This window comes from Sphingomonas sp. CFBP 13733, from assembly GCF_014841795.1.
GTDB classification, from domain to species: Bacteria; Pseudomonadota; Alphaproteobacteria; order Sphingomonadales; family Sphingomonadaceae; genus Sphingomonas; species Sphingomonas aerolata.
In genome coordinates this window covers 78,707-95,113 of sequence record NZ_JACYUP010000005.1, presented here as the reverse complement: position 1 = coordinate 95,113, position 16,407 = coordinate 78,707, and the positions used below count along the sequence as shown (strand labels likewise).

The following is a 16,407-nucleotide window of genomic DNA, read 5'->3' as shown; positions in this document are numbered from 1 at the left end:
TATCATGGCCCTGCTCGATCCCCCTACCCGCCCCGTTGCATCCCGCCCCGATGGCGCGGGCAGCGTCCAGGTCCGGCTCGACCCCGCCGACCGGATCGGCTCCGCGAAAGTGTTCGCGATCTACGGCAAGGGCGGGATCGGCAAATCGACGACCTCGTCCAACCTGTCCGCGGCGTTTTCGCTGCTGGGCAAGCGCGTGCTGCAGATCGGCTGCGATCCCAAGCACGACAGCACCTTCACGCTGACCAAGAAGCTCATGCCGACGGTGATCGACGTGCTCGAGACGGTCGAGTTCCACGCCGAGGAACTCCGCCCCGAGGATTACATGTTCGAAGGCTATAACGGCGTGATGTGCGTCGAGGCCGGGGGCCCGCCCGCGGGCACCGGATGCGGCGGCTATGTCGTCGGCCAGACCGTCAAGCTGCTGAAACAGCATCATCTGCTCGAGGAGACCGATGTCGTGCTGTTCGACGTGCTCGGCGACGTCGTGTGCGGCGGGTTCGCCGCCCCGCTGCAGCATGCCGAGCGCGCGGTGGTGGTCGCGTCGAACGACTTCGACAGCATCTTCGCGATGAACCGCATCGCCGCCGCGATCCAGGCCAAGGCAAAGAATTACGAGGTGCGGATGGCGGGCGTGATCGCCAACCGGTCCGCCGCGACCGACGAGATCGACCGCTACAATGCCGCGACCGGGCTGAAGCGTCTCGCGCATTTCCCCGATCTCGATGCGATCCGGCGCAGCCGCCTCAAGAAATGCACGCTGTTCGAAATGGAGCAGACGCCCGAGGTCGCGGCCGCGTGCGACGAATATAAGCGCCTCGCCGCGCTGCTCTGGTCGGGTTGCGATGCGCTCGACGCAATGCCGATGAAGGATCGCGACATCTTCGAATTCCTGGGATTCGAATGATGGCCAGCCTGGTTCCCTCCACCGGCTATGCCGCGCGCCGCAACCGGCTCGAAACCTATTTCGACCGCACCGCGTCGCAAACCTGGGCGCGACTGACGTCCGATGCGCCGGTCAGCGGCATTCGCGCCACGGTCCGCGCCGGCCGCAACCGGATGCGCGAGACCTTGCTGTCCTGGCTGCCCGCGGACATGACCGGACTGCGGCTGCTCGACGCGGGCTGCGGCACGGGCGCGCTGGCGGTCGAGGCGGCACGGCGCGGCGGTCGTCGCGATCGATCTCGCCGCCAGCCTTGTCGAGGTCGCGCGCGAGCGGTCGCCGGCCGGGCTCGCGATCGACTGGCGCGTCGGCGACATGCGCGACTCTGCGCTCGGCATGTTCGATCATGTCGTCGCGATGGATTCGCTGATCCATTACCGCAGCACCGACCTCGTCGAGCTGGTGGAGACGCTGACCCGACGCACGCGCGGTTCGATGCTGTTCACCTTCGCGCCGTCGACCCGGCCGCTGGTCGTGATGCACGCGATCGGCACGCTCTTTCCCCGCGGGGACCGTGCGCCGGCGATCGAGCCGGTTCGCGAACGCGTCCTGCGCGCGCAGCTGCACGCGAGTGTCGGCCATGCGCGGATCGGGCGCGACGCGCGCGTCGCCAGCGGTTTCTACACCAGCCACGCGCTGGAGATGGTCGCCGCATGAACCGGCTGGTCGCCTTGAAGACCGGCGCGTTCTGGGCGCGGCTCGGCACCCGGTTCCTGCCGTTCGCCGACGCCGCGACCGACGATCTGCCGCTCGGCCGCCTGCTGCGGCTGTCGCTGTTCCAGCTGTCGGTCGGGATGACCGCGGTGCTGCTGACGGGCACGCTCAACCGGGTCATGATCGTCGAGCTCGGCATGTCGACCAGCCTCGTCGCGGCGATGGTCTCGCTGCCGCTGCTGTTCGCGCCGCTGCGCGCGCTGATCGGGTTCCGGTCGGATCACCATGCCTCGCTGCTCGGATGGAAGCGCGTGCCCTATCTGTGGTTCGGAACGCTGCTCCAGTTCGGCGGCCTGGCGATCCTGCCCTTCGCGCTGCTGGTCATGACCGGCGGCGGCACGGGCCCCGCGATCTTCGGACAGATCGGCGCGGCGCTCGGCTTCCTGATGGTCGGCGCGGGGATGCACACCACGCAGACCGCGGGGCTTGCGCTCGCGACCGATCTCGCCCCCGACGATGCGCGGCCGCGTGTCGTTGCGCTGCTCTATGTCATGCTGGTCCTCGGCATGATGGTCAGCGCGATCGTGATCGGCCGGCTGCTTGCCGATTTCACCCCGACCAAGCTGGTCCAGCTGATCCAGGGCGCAGCGGTGCTGACCGTCGTCCTCAATCTGGTCGCGATGTGGAAACAGGAAGCGCGGGGGCCTCGCCCGGTCGTGCCCCGGCCCGATCGCCCGAACTTCGGCGCGATCTGGGCGATCTTCATCGCTCGCCCGCGCACGCTGCGGCTGCTCGTCGCGGTCGGTCTGGGCGCGGCGGCGTTCAGCATGCAGGACGTGCTGCTCGAACCCTATGGCGGGCAGGTGCTCGGCATGACGGTCGGTGCGACCACCGCGCTGACCGCGCTCTGGGCGCTCGGCATGCTGGGCGGGTTCGCACTCGCCGCCAGACGGCTCGGCGAGGGTGACGATCCGCATCAGCTGGCGGGCTTTGGCGGCGTTCTCGGCGTCACCGCGTTCCTGTGCGTGATCTTCGCCGGCGCGCTGTCGTCGGTCGCGTTGCTCGGCACCGGCGCGGCGCTGATCGGCTTTGGCGGCGGACTGTTCTCGGTGGGCACGCTGACCGCCGCGATGGCGATCGCCGACGCGGGGCCGCTCGACGGACGCACCGGGCTCGCGCTGGGGGCCTGGGGCGCGGTGCAGGCGAGCAGCGCCGGCGTCGCGATCGCACTCGGTGCAGTCCTGCGCGACCTCGTCTCGGCAGCAGCGATGGCGGGGGCGTATGGCCCGACGCTGGCGACCCGGGTCACCGGCTATGCCGCTGTCTACGGCGTCGAGATTCTCCTGTTGCTCGGCACGCTCGTCGCGCTCGGCCCGCTCGTGCGCGGTCGGGGCGCGATCGTCGATGCGGTTGGCGAGCGGCCGGTGCCGCGTTTCGGTCTCAGCGAATTTCCGGTCTGAAGGGACGATCATGAACCCGCATCTGACATCCGGCATCGACGTCGCGCTCCTGGTCCTCTGGGCGTTCGCCTTGTTCTTCCTCGTGCTCGTCTTCTACCTGCGCCGCGAGGACCGTCGCGAGGGCTATCCCCTCGAGGACGAACTGACCGGCCGGCTCGATACGGTCGGTGGCCCGCTGCACACCGCCTCGACCAAGTCGTTCCTGCTGCCCTTCGGTCGCGGCCGCGTCACGGCGCCGACCCAGGGTCGCGAGCCCGTCGACATCGCCGCGAGGCGCACCGACCGGTTTGCGGGCGCGCCCTATGCACCGACCGGCAACCCGCTCGTCGACGGCATCGGTCCCGCCGCCTGGGCCGAGCGCGCGCGGCATCCCGATCTCGACATGGAGGGGCATCCGCGGATCGTCCCGCTCAGCGTGGCGTCGGACTATGCGGTCGCGGTCGGCGATCCCGACCTGCTGGGATGGCCGATGCTGGGCGCGGATGGCGTGGTTGCGGGGACGATCGACGATCTGTGGATCGACCGCGCCGACCGGTTGATCCGCTACATGCAGGTGTCGGTCGGCGACCGCGCGGTGCTCGCGCCGATGATGATGGCCAAGGTCGATCGCCGCCGCCGCCGCGTCGTCATCGACGCGCTGCTCGCCAGCCAGTTCGCCGACGTGCCGCCGATCGAGGCCGCCGACCGGATCACGCTCTACGAGGAGGAACGGGTCCAGGCCTATTTCGGCGGCGGCTATCTCTATGCCACGCCCGCACGTCAGGAGCCGCTGCTGTGACCGAGCATGACGTCGAACCGATCCCCGGCCTTCCCGGGGTGCCACCGCCGGGTGAGCGGATCCTGTGGCAGGGATCACCCGACTGGCGGGTGCTCGCGCGCACCGCCTTCCACACGCGGCTGGTCGCGGCCTATTTCGCGGTGCTGACGCTGTGGGCGCTCGCGGAGGCCGGACGGCAGGGGATCGACGGTCCGCGGGACCTCGTCGGAGCGGCGATGACCGCGATCGTGGGGGTGCTGGGGGTCGCGCTGCTCCACCTGCTCGCCTGGGGCGCGGCGCGGACGACGCTCTATACGCTGACCACCCGCCGCGTGGTGCTGCGGATCGGCATGGCGCTGCCCAAATGCATCAACCTGCCGCTGACGCTGATCGGCGCGGTCGATCTCGCGGAGCGCGCCGACGGGACGGGTGACATGCCGCTGACGGTCACCGGCCGCTACAAGCTCGGCTATCTCGCCTTGTGGCCGCACGCCCGGCCCTGGCGGGTCGTCACGCCCCGGCCGATGCTCCGCGCCGTGCCCGAGGCGGCGACCGTCGCCGCGCTGATCGCCCGGACCTGCCTGACGGTGCACCCGACAGGGCAGTTGGCGGCATCCGATCCTGCGCAGCATGCGCCCGTCGACAGCGTCTTCGCCAAGGCGCAGGCGGCATGAGTGGCACGCATCGCCATCCGGACCTCGTCCCGCGCACCACGCTCATCGGCGCCGGCGCGTTGCTGGCCTTCACGCTCGCGGCGACGAGCATCGTCCGGATCGCGAACATCGCCCCGGCGGCCTCGCCCGTCCTGATGCGCGAACAGGCGAAGATCACGCCCCTCGCGTCGCGCGAGCTGCGCTTCGTCGACCGCGCCGATGGGTCGGTGGTGATCGGCAATGCGCGCGGCGGGACCGTGGCGGTCATCGCGGCGGGGCAGAAGACGGGATTCGTCCGCGGCGTGATGCGCGGGTTGGCGCGCGACCGGCGCGCGCGCGGAATCGACAACCGCCCGCCCTTCACGCTGACGCTCTGGCGTGACGGCGAATTGTCGCTGACCGACACCGCGACGGGCCGGACGATCGAGCTCAGCGCCTTCGGCCCGACCAACCGCGCGACCTTTGCCGCGCTGCTCCCCGCACAGGCGCCCGGGACATGACGCTGCTGCGGTCCACCCGGTTCGACACGCCCTGCCGCGTCGAGATCGAACATAGCGACGCGTTCCTCTGCGCGCATGTCGTGCTGGCGGGCGATGTCGCGATCGGGCCCGGCGACCGGGTCCGGGTGCACGGCGCACCGATCCGGGTCGGTTTCGGCGAGCGCTGCGTCGTCGACCGGATCGCGACGGTCGAACGCGCGGGTCTGGCCGGGCGGCTCTGGACGCAGTTCGCCGGCCATTTCGCGATGACGGAATTATACGAGGTCAGCTTTTCGGATCGGACGATAGCATGAACAGGATCACCACCCTCGCCCCCGCGCCACTCGCCGCCCCTCTCGCCGCGTCGCCCCCGCCCCTGCCCGATACCCCCCTGCCCGACACCCCCCTGCCCGATACACTCGCGATCGCCCGCGCCGACACCGTCCTGTCACCCCGCTTCTACACCACCAATTTCGCGGCGATGGACCGGATCGACGTCTCGGCGGTGCGCGGCGAATGGGATGCGCTGATCGGCGAGATGGCGAGCGATCCCAACCGCCTGCATTTCAAGCGCACCGCCGCATTCGACGGCGTGATCGAAAGCCTCCCCGACGGCCTGCGCGAGGAATTCACCGATTTCCTCGTCAGTTCGCTGACCGCCGAGTTCTCCGGCTGCATCCTCTATGCCGAGATCGCCAAGCGCGTGACCAACCCCGACGTCAAACAGCTGTTCAAGTTGATGAGCCGCGACGAGAGCCGCCATGCCGGCTTCATCAACGACACGCTCAAGGATGCAGGCATCGGCGTCGATCTCGGCTTCCTCACGCGGACGAAGAAATACACCCATTTCCGGCCGAAATTCATCTTCTACGCGACCTATCTCAGCGAGAAGATCGGCTATGCGCGCTACATCACCATCTACCGGCACCTCGCCCAACATCCCGAGCTGCGCTTCCACCCGATCTTCGACTGGTTCGAACTTTGGTGCAATGACGAGTTCCGCCACGGCGATGCCTTTGCGATCCTGATGCGCACCGACCCGAAGCTGCTGCGCGGGGTCAACCAATGGTGGATCCGCTTCTTCCTCGTCGCGGTCTATGCGACGATGTACGTGCGCGACCACAACCGGCCCGCCTTCCACAAGGCGCTGGGGATCGACCCGACCGACTATGACATGCGCGTCTTTTCAATCTGTTCGGCGATCACGCGGCAGGTGTTCCCGGTCGTGCTCGACACCGACAGCCCGCGCTTTCGCGCCGGGCTTGAGCGGATGCGGCGGATCGCGGGGGCGATCGACGCGGCCAAGGCGCGCGGCGGGATGCTCGGGGGGATCCAGCGCCTCGGCCTGACCGCCGCCGCCGCCGTCAGCTTTGCCTGGCTGTACCTCACGCCGGTCAAGCGCAACACCGCGCCCGCGACGGTGCGGCTGGTCCCGGCGTGGTGAGCATCCCCCCGCTGCTTTTCGCGCTGCTGATGTGGTTTATCGGGACCGCCGCCGTGGTCTGGCTCGACAGCCGTCCGGCGGCGACCTTCCGCACCAGCCTGACGCTGGCCGGGCTGGTCGCGATCGCCGCGGTCGCGCTGGTCGGGTCGATCGCCGACGATGCGAGCGCCGGCGCCGCCTATACCGGGTTCGCCGCGGCGATCCTGATCTGGGGGTGGCACGAAATGAGCTTTCTCATGGGGGCGGTCGCGGGCCCGCGCCGGACGGAATGTCCCCCCGACGCGACCGGCTGGCCCCGCTTCCGCGCCGCGACCGCCACCGTGATCCATCACGAGCTCGCGATCGCCGCGACCGCGATCCTGCTCTTCGCGGTCAGCTGGGGCGGGCCGAACCAGGCCGCGCCGCTCACCTTCCTGCTGCTGTTCGTGTTGCGGCTGTCGGCCAAGTTCAACCTCTACTTGGGCGTGCCCAATCTCAGCGACGAGGTGTTTCCCGCGCATCTGGCTTATCTCAAAAGCTATTTTCGCAAGCGCCGGCTGAACGCGCTGTTCCCGGTCTCGATCCTGGCCAGTGGCGCAACCGCCGCCTGGGCATGGACGGTGGCGGAGGCCGCCCCCACCGGCAGCGGCGCTGCGGCCGCGGGTACGCTGCTCGCGGGGCTGGCGGTTCTCGGGCTCGTCGAGCATCTGTTTCTGGTCCTGCCGATGCGCGATGCGCGCCTCTGGCGCTGGGCCGCTTCCTCCACACGAGCGGCACAGGCCGCCATCACCGACGGACGGGGACGATCGCATGGACTATGAGGCATTTTTCGAAGGTGAACTCGCGGCGCTCCGCGACGATGGGCGCTACCGGGTGTTTGCCGAGCTCGAGCGGACCGCCGGTGCCTTTCCCGCCGCCGAACAGGTCATCCGCCGGACCCGGCGACCGGTGACGGTGTGGTGCTCGAACGATTATCTCGGCATGGGCCAGCATCCCGCGGTGCTTGAGGCGATGCATGCGACGATCGACCGGTGCGGGGCGGGCGCGGGCGGGACGCGCAACATCTCGGGGACGACCCACAGTCATGTGCTGCTCGAGGCCGAACTGGCGGATCTCCACGCCAAGGAGGCGGCGTTGCTCTTCACCTCGGGCTATGTCTCGAACTGGGCGGCACTGGGTACTCTCGGCGCGCGGCTGCCCGGCTGTGTCATCCTGTCCGACGCACTCAACCATGCGTCGATGATCGAGGGCATCCGGCACAGCCGCGCCGAGGTGCAGGTCTTCACGCACAACGACCCTGCGGATCTCGATCGCCGGCTGTCGCAACTCGATCCGTCGCGGCCCAAGATCGTCGCCTTTGAAAGCGTCTATTCGATGGACGGCGACATCGCGCCGATCGCCGAGCTGCTCGACGTCTGCGAGGCGCATGGCGCATTGTCCTATCTCGACGAAGTCCACGGCGTCGGCCTCTATGGTCCGCGCGGCGGCGGCATAGCCGAGCGCGAGGGGCTGATGGACCGCGTCACGGTGATCGAGGGCACGCTCGGCAAGGCCTTTGGCGTGATGGGCGGCTATATCGCGGCGTCGGCGGCGCTGTGCGATTTCGTCCGCAGCTTCGCTAGCGGCTTCATCTTCACCACCGCCCTCCCCCCCGCGCTCGCCGCGGGCGCGACGGCGAGCATCCGCCACCTCAAGGTGAGCCAGGTCGAGCGTGCGCGGCACCGCGATCGCGTCGCGACCGTCCGCCGCAGGCTCGATGCGGCCGGCATTCCCACGGTCGACAATCCAAGCCACATCATCCCGGTGATGGTCGGCGATGCGCACAAGTGCAAACGGATCAGCGACTGGCTGCTCGAACATCACGGCATCTATGTCCAGCCGATCAATTATCCGACCGTCCCCGTCGGCACGGAACGGCTCAGGCTGACACCGTCGCCGGTGCATAGCGATGCCGATATCGACACGCTGGTGACCGCGCTCAGCGAGATATGGTCGCAATGCGCGCTGGCGCGGCGGGCGATGGCGGCCTGACCGGGTGCCGTCGGCGTCTAAGGGGCGCCGACGGCTCTGGACCGGCGCCGCCGGGCGTCACGCCGCCAGGTGTTTGTGCATCCGCCAGCGCCCCAGCGCGACAAGCGCGATCACCACCGGTACCGCCGCCGCCGTGGCGACGTCATGATGGACGCCCGGAATGGCGGTCAGCAGATAGCCGATGAGCGACACCAGATAATAGCTGATCGCAACGACGGAGAGGCCCTCGACCGTCTGCTGCAGCCGCAGCTGCACCGTCGCGCGACGGTCCATCGACAAGAGGAGGTCGCGATTCTGCTTGCTGAGCGCGATGTCGATCCGCGTCCGCAGCAACTCGCTCGTCCAGGCCGCGCGCTGCGACAGATCCTCGAGCCGGGCCGAGAAGGAATCGCAGGTCCGGACCGCAGGCACCAGCCGCCGCTCGGTAAAGTCGCCCAGTGTCTGATAGCCGCGCACCCCGCCGATCCGCAGGCTGGCGAGACGGTCGGTGCTCAACTGCGCATAGGCGCGCGTCGCGCTCATCCGGTAGCGCGTCTCGGCGACGAGGCGGGCGAGCCGTGCGGACAGGTAGGTCAGCTCGTCGAGCAGCCGGTCGTCTTCGGATGTCCGTTCGGAGACCGCCTGGGTCAGATGCGCCAGACGCGATTCCAGGTCCGAGACGCTCGGCGTCAGGCGCTGCGCCAGCGGCAGGCCTAGCAGCGCCATGTTCCGGTAATTGCCCAGTTCCTGAAGGCGCATGACGAGCTGCGCCGGTTCGTCACGCTCAAGGCCCCGGTCGAGCACGAGCAGCCGGCCATAGCCGTCGGGGTTGAGCCGGAAATCCGACACGATCCGCCCTGCGCCGTCCGCGACATCGCACAGGATCGTCGCTTCGGATGAGAACCAGCGTTCGAGATCGTCGGGTGTCGGATCGCCCGCCGCGCGCGGCACCAGCGCGATCTGCGTCGCCCGGATGATCGCACCGGGCAGGTCCTTGAATATGGCCGACAGCGCGGGCTCGAACGGGCCGGGATCGAACAGCGACGGCGCGTATCGCGACGGCGTGCCGGCGGCGGCCCCCGCCCCGGCTTCTGCCCCAGCCTCGGCTTCGCCCGCACCACCGCGCAACAGCGTATAGGTCGCGAATTCGGTATGGCGCTCCCACACCAGCGTCACCGGCCCCAGGCCCAGCACGCCGTATTTTCCCGCCACGGGGACGATCTCGCGGCTCTGCTCGGCCAGCGTCGCGATATGCGCGCGGGCCGCGTCCGCTGCAGCCTCCTCGAGCACGGTCACGATCTGCACCAGCCGGCACGGCGCGGCGAAGCGCGGCAGTCGCCGAAGATGCATTTCCTCGGCCAGCGCGGCGCGCAGCGGGTGATTGTGCATCGTCAGGCCCGCCCGGCCGATAGCGGTGGGATCCGCGCCCCCGGCGGCGCGGACCGCATCACTTTGCGTCCGTCATCGCCGCCGGCCGGGAAAAGGCGGCCGGCACCGCGACGCCGGCGCCCGGTCCACCCTCGGGCACCGCGCGGGCGATCGACGCGCCCCGCAGGATCGGCGCCTGGTCGATCATGCTCACCCCGCCCAGCGGCTTGTTGATGCCCTGGTGACAGGTGGTGCAGTTGACCTTGTAGGGATCGCCATGTGGCCCCTTGCGATTGGCCGGGAAGATCGGTTGCAGCGGTGTGATGTAGGTCTGGTTGATGTCGCGGACCATGCGGATACCGTAATAGGCCGTGCCCCGCTGCGCGCTGCTGAGGTTCCAGGAGCGGAACGACTGGCTGTTGTGGCAATAGGTGCAATTGACCCCCAGCGCGCCGCTGACATGCATCATCAGCCCATAGGATTTCTCCGCCGCCTTGATCGAGACGATGTGGTTGGCGTTCGGGAACGCGCTGCTGCTGGCGACCCGGATCTGCGCCCGTCCGCCGAGATATTCGGCAAACGGATCATAGGGCAGCGACGCATAGCCGACATTCGGGTTCGGCGCGTTCTGGCCATGCCGGTTGCCCAGCACCTTGCTGGGCTCGGGCGTCCCCTCGGCGATCGCCCATTTATACGCGGGCACCGCATTGCCGCGATGGCAGGTGTAACAGGTCACCCCAGTCTGCTTGACATGGCTCGCCCAGCGACCGTTGATCGCCTGAGTCATCTGCAGCATCCGGCGCGCGACGATCTTGGTGTATTTCTCGTCCGACGCCATGTTTTCCGGGTTGTGGCAGTAATTGCACCCCTGTTCGGGCGGCGCGACCCACTGGGTCATCTCGGCCATCAGATGATCGAACCGTTCGCGGCCCAGCCCGGCGAGCACCTTCACATTCTCATAGCTCTCGCCCGCCGTGGGACCGCCCTCGGGCGGCAACGGATAGGGCGCTTCGGGTATCGCACTGGCCGCCGCGATCAGCTTGGGGTTGATGATCTGGTTCAGTCCGGCGCCGCGATAGCCCGTCTGCGTGGCTGTCTTGGGGCCGATCTCGCACCCCCCGAGCAGGACGAGCGCCACGCCGAGTACCATTGTCTTGGTGGGCGCCTTGGTGGGCGTCTTGGTGGGTAATGCGGTCATCGTACACCTCCCGGGAGCAAGGCGGGATCGACGACGCCGGTGTCCGGATAGCCCGGCGCATAACCGTGCAGCACCGCCCAGAGATACCAGTTGTCGACCACGGTCCCGGTCAGCAGGATCCCGATCGCGCCCGTCAGCGGGGTCAGCACCGCGAACCACCAGGCCCAGCGATGGATCGACTCGGCGGTTGCGTTGAACCCCATCGTCCACCGCCAGAACAGCGCGCCGCGCTCGAACGCGGTGCCGCGGTCGGTGATCTGCTCGATCTCGCGTTCGCCGCCATAGCGGCCGATCGCCAGCACCGTCGCGCCGTGCATCGCGAACAGCATCGTCGAGCCATAGAGGAACGCGATCGAGAGGCAGTGGAACGGGTTGTAGAACAGATTGCCGTAGCGGATCGAGAAAGCAGCGGTCCAATCGAGATGCGGGAAGATGCCGAATGGCACCGCCTCCGCCCAGCTGCCCATCAGCATCGGCCGGATGAAGCCGAGTGTCAGGATCAGCAGGATCCCCGCCGCGAACGCCCAGGCGACATGCGTCCCCATGCCGAGCGCACGCGCGCGTAGGTACGTCCGCACGAACCACAGGATCAGCGACGCGCTCATGAAGAAGCCGGCCATCTGCCACCAGCCGCCTTCGGCAAGCGGCATCAGCAGCTTGAACCCCCATTGCGGACCGGGCGGCTCGAGCGCGAGCCAAGGCAGCTGGCGCGCGAACTGGACCGGGTCCCAGTTGACGCTGGCGGCCATGTTCAGCCCAATGATCTCGAACGACAGGAACGCACAGATCAGCGAGGCGAGGCCCAGCCTGCCGAGATAGATCGGACCGATCTGGGCCGCACCGAGCTTGCCCATCCAGTAATTATAGGTCCCCGTGCCGACCCGCGGGAAGCTGCCCGGGGGAAGCCGCGGTCCCGCCTCGAGCGGACCGCGCAGCTGCACCTGGGTGAACATGTTCTGATAGCGCGCCATCGCCATACCCCCTTCAGGACCAGATCGGCAGGTTGAGCCACCACGTCCACCATTCGGGCCAGCCGCGCGTCCAGAGCGGCCCCGAGATGATGATGCAGATCGCGCTCCAGAACCCCGCTGACAGCGCAAGGAACAGGCCCAGCCGGTGGATGCCGAGCGTCCCGATTGAATAACCGATCGTGTCGCGGAAGAACGCGTCCTCATATTCCGGCGACTTGACCGGCTCGCCCTCCGCCGGGTTGACCGCGGACAGCACGAGCGCGCCGTGGAACGCCAGCGCGCCCCCGGTCGTGAAGAAGAAGCTCACCGCGAGCATGTGCGCGGGATTGTAGTGGAAATGGAGATATTGGTAGCCGGTGTTCGACACCCAATCGAGATGGCTGAAGATCCCGTACGGAAAGCCGAAGCCCCATGCGCCGAGCAGCCACGGTCGGACGACGACCAGCGAGACGTAGGCGAAGATCGCAAAGCCATAGGCAAAGGGCACGTGATAGCCCATGCCGAGCTTGTTGCAGATCTCGACCTCGCGCAGTGCCCAGGACACGAAGGCCACGATCGCGCAGATCGTGATGACCTGCCAGAACCCGCCCTCTCGCAACGGCGCCAGCCCCAGGCCATAGGCGATGTCGGGCGGCGCGATGCTGATCAGCCAGGGATTCCAGCTCGGCCCGAGCGAGGCGGCGTAGAAGATCAGCAACGTGCCGAGCAGCGCGGAGATCGCGGTCGTGACGCCGAAGAAGCCCACGTAAAAGGGCCCGACCCAGAAGTCGAACAGGTCGCCGCCAAGCAGCGTCCCGCCGCGCACCCGGTATTTTCGCTCGAAGCTCAACAGCGCCATGGCACGTCTCCGTTTCCCCGTTTCGTCACGGCATCCCGTCACGCCGTCCCATCACCCCGTGCCGATCGGCCGGGGTCGGGACTGCGGTGGAGCCAGGGGGTATGGGAGGACGGGTTCGGTTTGCCCCGTCCTCCGCAACCGCCGATCGTCGCATCAACTGCCCGCGGGCGCGGTGACGGCGGGCGCTTTGTGCGGGCCATCGAGCCAGTTGAAGCGATCGGTACTGAGCAGGATGAAGTGGATCAGCAATGCCAGCACCAGCAGGAACGTGAACAGAGCGACGAGCGAACGCCGCGGATCGAAGATCAGCCAGATTCTCCACATGACGTGGTTCCTCTCATTGGTTTGCGATTAGGGCGTGCGGCTCAAAACCAGGGGCGCCAGTTCCACACCAGGAAATGCGCGATGACCGCGACGACGGTGAAGATCAGGAAGCTGGTGATGAACAGCTTGTGAAATTCCTTGGCCTCTTCGGGCGTGAGGTAGGTGCCAAGCCCCATCCTCTCGTCCTTGTCTCTCAGGTCGCTCATGATGACGTCTCCGTTGTTCCCGAGGAGAAGGGGAGCGTGAATCGCGCTCCCTGGATCCAGGCGGACCGGATGCCCGCGAGGAAGGGGTCACCCGCATCGGCACCGGTCGGGCCGGACGGGAAAGGCAGTGCCGGGGTCATCGCCCGCGGCTTTCGGTGATTGCGTGCGCGAGGCGGTCCGTGCCGATCGACGCTTCGCCCGCGCGGCGCGCGCCGCGTTCGGCCGCGTCGCGGATGCGCTTGGCGGCGGAGATCCGCACCAGCACCGGTTCGCGCTCGATCACCGCGTCGAGCGCGGCCTTGGCATCGTCGTCCCAGGCCACGTCGCGCTCGATCCGCGCCGGCGTCGCCTCGACCTGATCGAGCTGCCCCGCGAGCGGAAGGATGTGGAAAAGCGCGTCGAACAGCGCGTTGCACACTTCCTGGATCAGATAGGTCGCGCCGGCATAGCCCATGAACGGCGTACCGGTGTGCCGGCGGATCACCGCGCCGGGGAAGCTCGCCGGGATATAGACGCCCCGCGCGCCGGCCTCGGCCATGTACATCCGCTCGTTGAAGCTGCCGAACACGATCAGCGGCGGATTCGTGCGGATCGCGTCGATCACCGCCTGATTGTCGGGCTTGCCCCCCGCCGAGCGCGCGAACGCGAAATGGCACGGCAGTCCCATGTCGGTTTCGAGGAAGTTGCGAATACCCCGCGCATAGGTTTCGGTCGCGACGATGCCGAAGCTCGCGGTGCCGAAGAAATCCTGCGTGACCGAGCGCCAGAGATCCCAGAGCGGCTTGATCGTCGTGTGCTTCTCGCGCGCGATGAACGGCTCGGGATCGAGCCCGAGCAACTCGCCGAGTTTGCGGAGGAACAGCGTCGTGCTCTCCAGCCCGATCGGCGCCTGCAGATACGGGCGCTCGAGCATCTCGCACAGCCCGCGTCCGAACTCGCGGTACAGGCAGACATTGACCTGTGCGTCGGCGAGCTTGCGGACATCGGCGAGATGGCTGCCGAGCGGGAAGACCATGCCCACAGTCGCGCCGATCCCCTCGATCAGGCGGCGGATCTCGGCGAGATCGGAGGGCATGTTGAAGCTGCCGTACATCGGCCCGATGATGTTGACCCTGGGGCGCTCGCCGTCTTTGAGCGGACGCGGCGCGGGCACTTTCTTCGGGCCGAACTGCGTCCACAGCCAGGTCAACGCGCGGTCGCCCGACTGCCATTGATCCTCGTCGATCGTGCGCGGCAGGAAGCGCGGGATGTTGGTGCCCTCGGGCGTGACGCCGCCGCCGATCATCTCGGCGATCGACCCTGTCACCACCACCGCGGGCAGGTCCGGGTCGAGCGTCGCCCAGGCACGCTTCATCGCGCCTTCGGTGCCATCGCGCCCGAGCTCCTGTTCGCCAAGGCCCGTGACGACGATCGGCAGTTCGTGCGGCGGCAGCGCGTCGGTATAATGGAGCACCGAGGTGACCGGGAGATTCTCGCACCCCACCGGCCCGTCGATGATCACCTGCAATCCCTTGATCGCGGTGAAGGCATAGACCGCCCCCCAGTAACCGCCCGCGCGGTCGTGATCGAGGATCAGGGTCATACCCCGACGCTTTCTTCGGCCTTCGCCGCAGCGATGCGTTTGGCGGCGTATTTCGCCTTGAACTCGGGCCGGTCGACCGGGGTGTCTTCCCACACACCTGCGGTCACGCCCGTGCCGACACCGTCGAAGAACGCGGTCATCCGGTCGAACCGCGCCTGGTTGGCAAGCGCCGCGTTGACGACCAGCGCAAGGCTCCCCGCCCCCGCCGGCCCCATCAGCGGCCGCGCCGAGATGAGGTTGGTGAAATACAGCGCCGGGATCGCCTTCTGCTTGGCGTGCTGGACCACCGGCGTGGTGCCGATCGCGAGATCGGGGCCGAACGCGTCGACCGCGGCGAGATCCTGTTCGAGGCTCGCGCGATACTGGACCTGCACGCCGCGGCTCACCAGCCAGTCGCGATCGGGTTCCGACCAGGGCGTGCGCGGGCAGGCGGTGCCGACATAGGGCACGTCCGCACCGCTCTCGATCAGCAGCCGCGCGACGAGCAGTTCGGAGCCTTCATAGCCCGACACGGTGATCCGCCCCTTGATCGGCCGTGCCGCAAGCGCGCCGCGGATCGCCGGGAGGACACGGTTCTTCGCCGCATCGACCCTGTCCTGCGCGATCCCGCATGCCGCGCCGATCGCGTCGAGCCACGCCGCGGTGCCGTCCGCGCCGACCGGGGCCGACCCGACGACCGTGCGCCCGGCTGCCTCGAATTCGCGCACGCTGGCGGTGTAGAAGGGGTGGATCGCCGCCACCACCGCGCAGTCGAGCGCCGCATAAAGCTCGCGCCATTCGCGGGTCGGAACGACCGGGCCGGCCGCAAGGCCCAACGGTTCGAGCAACAGCCCGATTCCTGGCGGGTCAGCCGGGAACATCTCGCCAAGGAGAGTCACGCTCGGCCGGTCCGGTCGTTGCTTGGGCGCGGCGACGGGGCCGCTCTCGGCCTCCTTGCGTGCATAGGCGAGCATCGCGCCCGCCAGCACGTCCTTCGCCTCGGCATGCGTCGGCACGCCGAAACCGGGAACGTCGATGCCGATGATGCGGACGCCGTTGATCTGGTCGGGTAGCAGTTGCAGCGGCACTCCGCTCGCGGTCGGCACGCACAGATTGGTCACGATGATCGTGTCGTACAAAGCCGGATCGGCGAGCTGGTGGACCGCGTCGCGGATGTCCTCGAACAATTTGCCCGTTACCAGCGTCTCGGACGAGAAGGGCACATAGCCGACGCTGCGTTTCGCACCGTAGAAATGCGAGGTGAAGGTCAGGCCGTAGACGCAGCAGGCGGAGCCCGAGAGGACGGTCGCGGTGCGGCGCATGCGAAGCCCCACGCGGAGCGATCCGAAGGCGGGGCACATCGATTGCGGCTGGTCGTGCGGGCCTTTGGGGTAGTCGGCATCGTAGCGGGCTAGGATGTCGGACTTTCCCGCGAGTTGAGCTGCTTCGCGGAGGGTGCCGGCGCTCGAACAGCTTAGCCCCTCCCCTTCAGGAGTGGCGGGTGAACCGCGCCCCGCGCGGTTCAGATCAGGCTGGGAGCCTGATCGACCTGCCACTGGATT

Annotated in this window: 18 protein-coding genes and 1 pseudogene; 11 read left to right on the top strand and 8 right to left on the bottom strand. The window is 68.3% G+C overall.

Features of this window, described 5'->3' with window-relative positions:
* Window positions 1-4 precede the first annotated feature (4 nt).
* From bchL to hemA, 11 genes and pseudogenes are all read left to right on the top strand, one after another.
* Window positions 5-907: a ferredoxin:protochlorophyllide reductase (ATP-dependent) iron-sulfur ATP-binding protein gene (gene bchL / locus IFT71_RS16520; RefSeq protein WP_031439826.1), complete on the top strand. Its 903-nt coding sequence runs from the start codon at window positions 5-7 to the stop codon at window positions 905-907.
* 255 nt (window positions 908-1,162) lie between these two features.
* Window positions 1,163-1,306, top strand: a pseudogene (locus IFT71_RS21895) (magnesium protoporphyrin IX methyltransferase); the annotation flags it as partial.
* Window positions 1,280-1,600 carry a hypothetical protein gene (locus IFT71_RS21890; protein ID WP_342212685.1) on the top strand — a complete coding sequence of 107 codons (321 nt, stop codon included), beginning with the start codon at window positions 1,280-1,282 and terminating at the stop codon, window positions 1,598-1,600. The pseudogene IFT71_RS21895 and the gene IFT71_RS21890, both read left to right, overlap by 27 nt.
* A complete protein-coding gene (locus IFT71_RS16510) occupies window positions 1,597-3,057 on the top strand; it encodes a BCD family MFS transporter (RefSeq protein WP_192142235.1) in 1,461 nt (486 codons plus the stop codon). The genes IFT71_RS21890 and IFT71_RS16510 overlap by 4 nt, the downstream gene beginning before the upstream one ends.
* Before the next feature lie 10 nt (window positions 3,058-3,067).
* Window positions 3,068-3,835, top strand: coding sequence for a photosynthetic reaction center subunit H (gene puhA / locus IFT71_RS16505; protein WP_192142234.1), 768 nt, complete (start codon window positions 3,068-3,070; stop codon window positions 3,833-3,835).
* Window positions 3,832-4,488 (top strand): photosynthetic complex putative assembly protein PuhB, encoded by a 657-nt coding sequence (puhB, locus tag IFT71_RS21755; protein WP_192142232.1) that lies wholly within the window; start codon window positions 3,832-3,834, stop codon window positions 4,486-4,488. The genes puhA and puhB overlap by 4 nt, the downstream gene beginning before the upstream one ends.
* The gene (gene puhC / locus IFT71_RS16495) at window positions 4,485-4,967 is read left to right on the top strand and encodes a photosynthetic complex assembly protein PuhC (protein ID WP_192142229.1); all 483 of its coding nucleotides are present in this window, start codon (window positions 4,485-4,487) and stop codon (window positions 4,965-4,967) included. Before puhB ends, puhC begins: the two co-directional genes overlap by 4 nt.
* On the top strand, window positions 4,964-5,260 hold the full coding sequence (locus IFT71_RS16490) for a hypothetical protein (RefSeq protein WP_031439820.1): 297 nt from the start codon (window positions 4,964-4,966) through the stop codon (window positions 5,258-5,260). The genes puhC and IFT71_RS16490 overlap by 4 nt, the downstream gene beginning before the upstream one ends.
* Entirely contained in the window at window positions 5,257-6,390 is a 1,134-nt protein-coding gene (acsF, locus tag IFT71_RS16485) for a magnesium-protoporphyrin IX monomethyl ester (oxidative) cyclase (protein ID WP_192142227.1), read from the top strand. The genes IFT71_RS16490 and acsF overlap by 4 nt, the downstream gene beginning before the upstream one ends.
* Window positions 6,384-7,190, top strand: a complete 807-nt coding sequence (puhE, locus tag IFT71_RS16480; RefSeq protein ID WP_342212681.1) for a putative photosynthetic complex assembly protein PuhE — start codon at window positions 6,384-6,386, stop codon at window positions 7,188-7,190. Before acsF ends, puhE begins: the two co-directional genes overlap by 7 nt.
* Window positions 7,180-8,400 carry a 5-aminolevulinate synthase gene (gene hemA, locus IFT71_RS16475; RefSeq protein ID WP_192142225.1) on the top strand — a complete coding sequence of 407 codons (1,221 nt, stop codon included), beginning with the start codon at window positions 7,180-7,182 and terminating at the stop codon, window positions 8,398-8,400. The genes puhE and hemA overlap by 11 nt, the downstream gene beginning before the upstream one ends.
* A 57-nt stretch (window positions 8,401-8,457) precedes the next feature.
* Here hemA and IFT71_RS16470 read toward each other — a convergent pair whose 3' ends face one another.
* From IFT71_RS16470 to bchY, 8 genes are all read right to left on the bottom strand, one after another.
* Window positions 8,458-9,768 (bottom strand): DUF3422 domain-containing protein, encoded by a 1,311-nt coding sequence (locus IFT71_RS16470; RefSeq protein WP_192142223.1) that lies wholly within the window; start codon window positions 9,766-9,768, stop codon window positions 8,458-8,460.
* A gap of 58 nt (window positions 9,769-9,826) precedes the next feature.
* Window positions 9,827-10,945 (bottom strand): photosynthetic reaction center cytochrome PufC, encoded by a 1,119-nt coding sequence (gene pufC, locus IFT71_RS16465; protein ID WP_244655004.1) that lies wholly within the window; start codon window positions 10,943-10,945, stop codon window positions 9,827-9,829.
* Window positions 10,942-11,916, bottom strand: coding sequence for a photosynthetic reaction center subunit M (pufM, locus tag IFT71_RS16460; protein WP_031439814.1), 975 nt, complete (start codon window positions 11,914-11,916; stop codon window positions 10,942-10,944). Before pufM ends, pufC begins: the two co-directional genes overlap by 4 nt.
* A gap of 13 nt (window positions 11,917-11,929) precedes the next feature.
* Entirely contained in the window at window positions 11,930-12,754 is an 825-nt protein-coding gene (gene pufL, locus IFT71_RS16455) for a photosynthetic reaction center subunit L (protein ID WP_031439813.1), read from the bottom strand.
* A 153-nt stretch (window positions 12,755-12,907) separates the two neighbouring features.
* The gene (gene pufA / locus IFT71_RS16450) at window positions 12,908-13,078 is read right to left on the bottom strand and encodes a light-harvesting antenna LH1, alpha subunit (protein ID WP_081874173.1); all 171 of its coding nucleotides are present in this window, start codon (window positions 13,076-13,078) and stop codon (window positions 12,908-12,910) included.
* Window positions 13,079-13,119: 41 nt separating this feature from the next.
* Complete coding sequence (gene pufB / locus IFT71_RS16445) at window positions 13,120-13,284, bottom strand: light-harvesting antenna LH1, beta subunit (protein ID WP_081874172.1); 165 nt, start codon at window positions 13,282-13,284, stop codon at window positions 13,120-13,122.
* A 136-nt stretch (window positions 13,285-13,420) separates the two neighbouring features.
* Window positions 13,421-14,866, bottom strand: coding sequence for a chlorophyllide a reductase subunit Z (gene bchZ / locus IFT71_RS16440; protein ID WP_192142221.1), 1,446 nt, complete (start codon window positions 14,864-14,866; stop codon window positions 13,421-13,423).
* A complete protein-coding gene (gene bchY, locus IFT71_RS16435; RefSeq protein WP_192142419.1) occupies window positions 14,863-16,263 on the bottom strand; it encodes a chlorophyllide a reductase subunit Y in 1,401 nt (466 codons plus the stop codon). Before bchY ends, bchZ begins: the two co-directional genes overlap by 4 nt.
* Window positions 16,264-16,407 lie beyond the last annotated feature (144 nt).

Coding starts and splice junctions, on each gene's coding strand:
- pufC (WP_244655004.1), bottom strand. CDS start 10,945: ATGACCGCATTACCCACCAAGACGCCCACCAAGGCGCCCACCAAGACA.
- acsF (WP_192142227.1), top strand. CDS start 5,257: ATGAACAGGATCACCACCCTCGCCCCCGCGCCACTCGCCGCCCCTCTC.
- puhC (WP_192142229.1), top strand. CDS start 4,485: ATGAGTGGCACGCATCGCCATCCGGACCTCGTCCCGCGCACCACGCTC.
- IFT71_RS21890 (WP_342212685.1), top strand. CDS start 1,280: ATGTTCGATCATGTCGTCGCGATGGATTCGCTGATCCATTACCGCAGC.
- puhA (WP_192142234.1), top strand. CDS start 3,068: ATGAACCCGCATCTGACATCCGGCATCGACGTCGCGCTCCTGGTCCTC.
- pufB (WP_081874172.1), bottom strand. CDS start 13,284: ATGAGCGACCTGAGAGACAAGGACGAGAGGATGGGGCTTGGCACCTAC.
- IFT71_RS16490 (WP_031439820.1), top strand. CDS start 4,964: ATGACGCTGCTGCGGTCCACCCGGTTCGACACGCCCTGCCGCGTCGAG.
- hemA (WP_192142225.1), top strand. CDS start 7,180: ATGGACTATGAGGCATTTTTCGAAGGTGAACTCGCGGCGCTCCGCGAC.
- pufM (WP_031439814.1), bottom strand. CDS start 11,916: ATGGCGCGCTATCAGAACATGTTCACCCAGGTGCAGCTGCGCGGTCCG.
- bchL (WP_031439826.1), top strand. CDS start 5: ATGGCCCTGCTCGATCCCCCTACCCGCCCCGTTGCATCCCGCCCCGAT.
- bchZ (WP_192142221.1), bottom strand. CDS start 14,866: ATGACCCTGATCCTCGATCACGACCGCGCGGGCGGTTACTGGGGGGCG.
- IFT71_RS16510 (WP_192142235.1), top strand. CDS start 1,597: ATGAACCGGCTGGTCGCCTTGAAGACCGGCGCGTTCTGGGCGCGGCTC.
- pufA (WP_081874173.1), bottom strand. CDS start 13,078: ATGTGGAGAATCTGGCTGATCTTCGATCCGCGGCGTTCGCTCGTCGCT.
- pufL (WP_031439813.1), bottom strand. CDS start 12,754: ATGGCGCTGTTGAGCTTCGAGCGAAAATACCGGGTGCGCGGCGGGACG.
- IFT71_RS16470 (WP_192142223.1), bottom strand. CDS start 9,768: ATGCACAATCACCCGCTGCGCGCCGCGCTGGCCGAGGAAATGCATCTT.